The 4,608-nt window shown below is 63.1% G+C and carries 5 protein-coding genes; 2 read left to right on the top strand and 3 right to left on the bottom strand.

Annotated features, from left to right (window positions below; genetic code table 11):
• The first annotated feature begins 144 nt into the window (after nucleotides 1–144).
• Together mltB and ACEN88_RS24840 are read left to right on the top strand one after the other, a co-directional pair.
• On the top strand, nucleotides 145–1,314 hold the full coding sequence (gene mltB, locus ACEN88_RS24845; RefSeq protein ID WP_413343975.1) for a lytic murein transglycosylase B: 1,170 nt from the start codon (nucleotides 145–147) through the stop codon (nucleotides 1,312–1,314).
• A gap of 445 nt (nucleotides 1,315–1,759) precedes the next feature.
• Nucleotides 1,760–2,101 carry a hypothetical protein gene (locus ACEN88_RS24840; RefSeq protein ID WP_082577546.1) on the top strand — a complete coding sequence of 114 codons (342 nt, stop codon included), beginning with the start codon at nucleotides 1,760–1,762 and terminating at the stop codon, nucleotides 2,099–2,101.
• A gap of 166 nt (nucleotides 2,102–2,267) precedes the next feature.
• Here ACEN88_RS24840 and cysM read toward each other — a convergent pair whose 3' ends face one another.
• The 3 genes from cysM to ACEN88_RS24825 all read right to left on the bottom strand — a co-directional run.
• Complete coding sequence (cysM, locus tag ACEN88_RS24835) at nucleotides 2,268–3,170, bottom strand: cysteine synthase CysM (RefSeq protein ID WP_413343973.1); 903 nt, start codon at nucleotides 3,168–3,170, stop codon at nucleotides 2,268–2,270.
• 137 nt (nucleotides 3,171–3,307) lie between these two features.
• Nucleotides 3,308–3,703 carry a ComEA family DNA-binding protein gene (locus tag ACEN88_RS24830; protein WP_413343971.1) on the bottom strand — a complete coding sequence of 132 codons (396 nt, stop codon included), beginning with the start codon at nucleotides 3,701–3,703 and terminating at the stop codon, nucleotides 3,308–3,310.
• 108 nt (nucleotides 3,704–3,811) lie between these two features.
• Nucleotides 3,812–4,608: bifunctional heptose 7-phosphate kinase/heptose 1-phosphate adenyltransferase (locus ACEN88_RS24825; RefSeq protein ID WP_413343969.1), on the bottom strand; the 797-nt coding region annotated here is incomplete at its 5' end.

The raw sequence follows: 4,608 nt of genomic DNA, 5'->3' as shown, positions 1-4,608 counted from the left end.
GCGCCTCGCCGCCGCCGACCTGGCTCCCGAGACTGGCGCGGCCGCGACGGAATTCCTGCGCCGCTACAGCGCTTACCGCTACGGACCGCAGAGTCCGGGCACCGGCCTCGTTCCCATCCTGAGAGATTTGCTGTCCCGAGTTCGATGAAATCCTTCGCTTCCCTGCTGCTTGCCCTGGCCATCGGCGCCGGGCCGGCGGCGGATGCCCTCGCCGCATCCTCGCTCCATCACACCAAGACCACGGCCAAGACGGCCAAGGCCGCCAAGGCCGCCAAGGCCGCCAAGGCCGCCAAGGCGGGGCGAAAGGCCGGCAAGAAGGCGAAAGCCCCCGCCCGCCCCGCCATCGATTACGACGGCGAGGCCGTCAATTTCAGCGACTGGCAGGCCGTGCGCGATTTCGAGGACGACATCGTCGCCCGCAACGGTTTCGAGCGCGCGCAGATCGAGGATGTGATCAAACGCGCACGCTTCATCGATTCCGCGGTCCAGCTCGTAAAACCGGCGCCGCCCGGCAAGCCGAAGAACTGGCAGGCGTACAGCGACCGCTTCATCGAGCCGATCCGCATCAACGCGGGCGTGCGCTTCTGGAACGAGAACGCCGACCTCCTCTCCCGCGCGGAGGCGACGTATGGCGTGCCGGCCGAGATCATCGTCGGCATCCTCGGCGTGGAAACGATCTATGGCCGCGACACGGGCCGCTTCCGCGTCGTCGACGTGCTGACCACCCTCGCCTTCGCCTATCCGGAAGCGCCGAACCGCGCCAACCGCATGGCGTTCTTCCGCAGCGAGCTGGAACACACGCTGCTGCTCGCGCACAAGGAAAACATCGACCCGTTCTCGCTGCTGGGCTCGTTTGCCGGCGCCGTCGGCATGCCGCAATTCATGCCAGGCAATATCCTGAAATATGGCGTGGACTTCGACGGCGACGGCATCGTCGACCTGCGCGGCTCGGCCGCCGATGCGATCGGCAGCGTGGCCAACTTCCTCGTCGAGCACGGCTGGGATCGCAACAACACGGGGCCGGCCGTGTTCCCCGCTGACGTGGCGCCCAGCCTCGCCTGGCAAGGGCTGCTCGGCGGACTGGAAGCGCGCTACCGCCCGGGCGAGCTGGACGGTGCCGGCGTCGCGACGCGCACGGCCCTGCCGGACGGCCGCCTGTACGGCCTCGTCGATTTACAAAACGGGGCGGACCCGACGGAGTATTGGGTAGCGAACGCTAACTTTTTTGCTATCACTAAATACAATCGCAGTTATTTCTATGCCATGTCCGTGATCGAATTAGGCCGTGCGGTGCGGTTGGCGCGCGGAATCTAGTGTCCTCCAACCAACAACTTTGTATCAGTTTGTAACAGGATTGTCATAAATACGGCTGAGTCATGCAGTCGTGACAACCTTATACTCCCCGGGGGTATGCTTATTTCTTCTAGACAGTTCTCCTGAGAAACTTAGCATCCTCCCCGATACCCCCTCTCAAGTTGTCATTCCACTACTCAATTCCTAATTGTGCGGCAGCGCATCGTTAATTGCTCTACACTTAAGTTTAAATAAAAAACAATGATGTCCTCAGTGAGTTTGTGAGAGAATTGCATTGCGGCTATTGTTGCGATGGGACAACGAACTCAACGAAAGCCACTGATCCTTATTGCTCTTAAGTACTAAATTGGAAATTAGTTGTATAATTTAGTAGAAACTTTCATATCCTTACAGGAGTGGAAGTTCCGCCGCGAGCTCTGACAAACCCTCATAGGAATAGTGAATCATGACGAACCAAGTCGGTATCGATATGAACAGCGATTCGGAAAACGACGAACTGCTGCAATACAACCCGAATCGCCTGCTCGACACCCTGATCGAGAACCTGCGCCTGAAGAACGACGCCGCACTGTCGCGCGCCCTGGAAGTTGCGCCGCCGGTGATCTCGAAAATCCGCCACCACCGTCTGCCGGTCGGCGCTTCGCTGCTGATCCGCATGCACGAAGTCTCCGATCTGTCGATCCGTGACCTGCGCTACCTGATGGGCGACCGTCGTGCCAAGTTCCGCATCAGCGACAAGCAGTTCAAGCCGAAAGACAAGGACGGCAACGCAGGCGGCAGCGAGTAATAATGGCACGCACCGGACCGGACGGCGGCCATTGATGCCGCCGCACCGCCCGACTCTGCCGGCCTCCCGAATGATCGAATTGCCGGGTCAGGGATAGTATTTCCCCGCAGCGGATGCGGGATGGGGAAGACCCAGCGCCGGGAACCCGCGCCGGGCAAGCAAGCAATCAGGCGGGGAACACACCCGTCGACAGATAACGATCACCGCGGTCGCAGACGATGAACACGATCGTCGCATTCTCCACCGTTTGCGAGATACGCAAGGCGATTTCGCAGGCGCCGGCCGCGGAAATACCGCAGAAAATACCCTCTTCGGCCGCCAGGCGGCGTGCCATCTGTTCCGCCGCGGCCTGGGTCACATTCTCGACCTGGTCGATGCGCGATTTATCGAAGATCTTCGGCATATAGGCTTCCGGCCATTTGCGGATGCCCGGGATCGACGATCCCTCCTCCGGCTGCGCGCCGATGATGCGGATCGCTTCGTTCCGTTCCTTCAGGTAGTGCGACACGCCCATGATGGTGCCGGTCGTGCCCATCGCACTGACGAAGTGGGTGACGCGGCCTTCCGTGTCGCGCCAGATCTCCGGACCCGTCGTCTCGTAATGGGCGCGCGGGTTGTCCTGGTTGCCGAACTGGTCGAGGATGATGCCCTGGCCATCTTTCTGCATCTGCTCGGCCAGGTCGCGCGCGTATTCCATGCCGCCCGTCTTGGGCGTCAGGATGATCTGGGCGCCGTACGCGGCCATGCTCTGGCGGCGCTCGATGGACAGGTTGTCCGGCATGACCAGCACCATCTTGTAGCCGCGGATCGCGGCCGCCATCGACAGCGCGATGCCCGTGTTGCCGCTCGTCGCCTCGATCAGCGTGTCGCCGGGCTTGATCTGGCCGCGTGCCTCGGCCCCGCGCAGCATCGACATCGCCGCGCGGTCCTTCACGGAACCCGCCGGGTTGTTGCCTTCCAGTTTGCCGAGGATGACGTTGTTGCGGGCCGCCGCTTCCGGCCCGGGGATGCGCACCAGCTGCACCAGCGGGGTATTACCGATCGTGTCTTCGATGGTCTTGTATGCCATTGCCTACTCTTTTGCGAACGCGAAACCGACATTCTAATCCGAGTTGACGGGGCGCGTATGGGACCGGCAAGCGAAATACTTTTGTACAAAGACAAAAACCCCGCGCGGGGCGGGGTTCTCATGCGGCAGGAGCCGGATCAGGTCGCCGATTTGGCGGCCTCGGGTTTGGCTTCCGGCCTGGCCTTCGCGTCGGCCGGCTTGGCGCCGGCTTTGGCGGGCTTGGCGGTCTTGTCAGCCGGTGCGGCGGCCATCGGCGCGCCGTCCCTGGCCTGGCCATTGACCTGCAGGCCGGCCTTCGACAGCTGGGCGGCGCGCTTGTCGGCCACACCCTTCACGCGCTTCTGGAAATCGGCCCAGTCCTTGAACGGACCGGCCTTGGTGCGCTCGTCGATGATTGCCTTCGACATGGCCGGACCGACGCCCTTGACCGAATCCAGCGCGGCGGCATCGGCCTTGTTGACGTCCACCTGGGCGAATGCAAAGCCCATCGACGCCACCAGCGTGGCGACTGCAAGCATCAGCTTCTTGATCATCTCGTTTTCTCCGTTATCGTTGGCTTGGTTGGCGGCCGGGGATGGCCGCCTGTTGCCTTAACGGATGAATACGGCGGTGGGTTGACGCCCTGGTTTGCGACCACGCAATCACGCGTGGCCGTCGTCCTTGCGGCGTTGCGCGAACAGCTCGTCGCGCGTGACGGTCGCCGTACCCAGCTTGCCGACGACGATGCCGCCCGCGCGGTTCGCCGTCGCCAGCGCTTCCGGCAGCGATACGCCGGCACCCAGCATGGCGGCCATCGTCGCGATGACGGTGTCGCCGGCGCCGGAGACGTCGAACACCTCGCGCGCGTCCGCTTGCACGTGCAGGACCTCGTTCGCCGTGTACAGGCTCATGCCCTCTTCCGAGCGCGTGAGCAGCAGCGTTTCCAGGCCGAGGTCCGTGCGCAGCTTCTGGGCCTTTTCCGTCAGCTGCTCTTCCGTCTTCCAGCTGCCGACGATGCGCTTGAGTTCCGACTTGTTCGGCGTGAGCATCGTGGCGCCCGCGTACGGCGTGAAATCGTCGCCCTTGGGGTCGACCATGACGGTCTTGCCGGCCGCGCGCGCGGCGCGGATCATCTCGGCCACATCCACGAGACTGCCCTTGTTGTAGTCGGACAGGACGATCACGTCGTAGTCCGGCAGCAGCGCCTTGAATTGCGTGAGCTTGTCGCGCAGGATCGTTTCGGTGGGCGCGTCCTCGAAGTCGATGCGCACCATCTGCTGCTGGCGGCCGATCACGCGCAGCTTGATGATCGTGGAGATCGCCTCGTCGCGCTTCAGGTAGCTGTGGATGCTCGATTCGCGCAGGATGCGTTCGACGTGGTCGCCCGCCTCGTCGGCACCGACGACGCCCAGCAGGCCGCAGTGCGTGCCGAGGGCCGCGGCGTTGCGCGCCACGTTGG

This window comes from Massilia sp. CT11-108 (assembly GCF_047302915.1).
In the GTDB taxonomy this organism is placed as follows: Bacteria; Pseudomonadota; Gammaproteobacteria; order Burkholderiales; family Burkholderiaceae_D; genus Telluria; species Telluria orientalis.
This window is presented reverse-complemented; position numbering and strand designations above follow the sequence as displayed.

Bases quoted from the DNA above. Each gene is read 5' to 3' on its own strand.
- cysM (WP_413343973.1), bottom strand. From the start codon at position 3,170: ATGGCATACAAGACCATCGAAGACACGATCGGTAATACCCCGCTGGTG.
- ACEN88_RS24840 (WP_082577546.1), top strand. From the start codon at position 1,760: ATGACGAACCAAGTCGGTATCGATATGAACAGCGATTCGGAAAACGAC.
- ACEN88_RS24830 (WP_413343971.1), bottom strand. From the start codon at position 3,703: ATGATCAAGAAGCTGATGCTTGCAGTCGCCACGCTGGTGGCGTCGATG.
- mltB (WP_413343975.1), top strand. From the start codon at position 145: ATGAAATCCTTCGCTTCCCTGCTGCTTGCCCTGGCCATCGGCGCCGGG.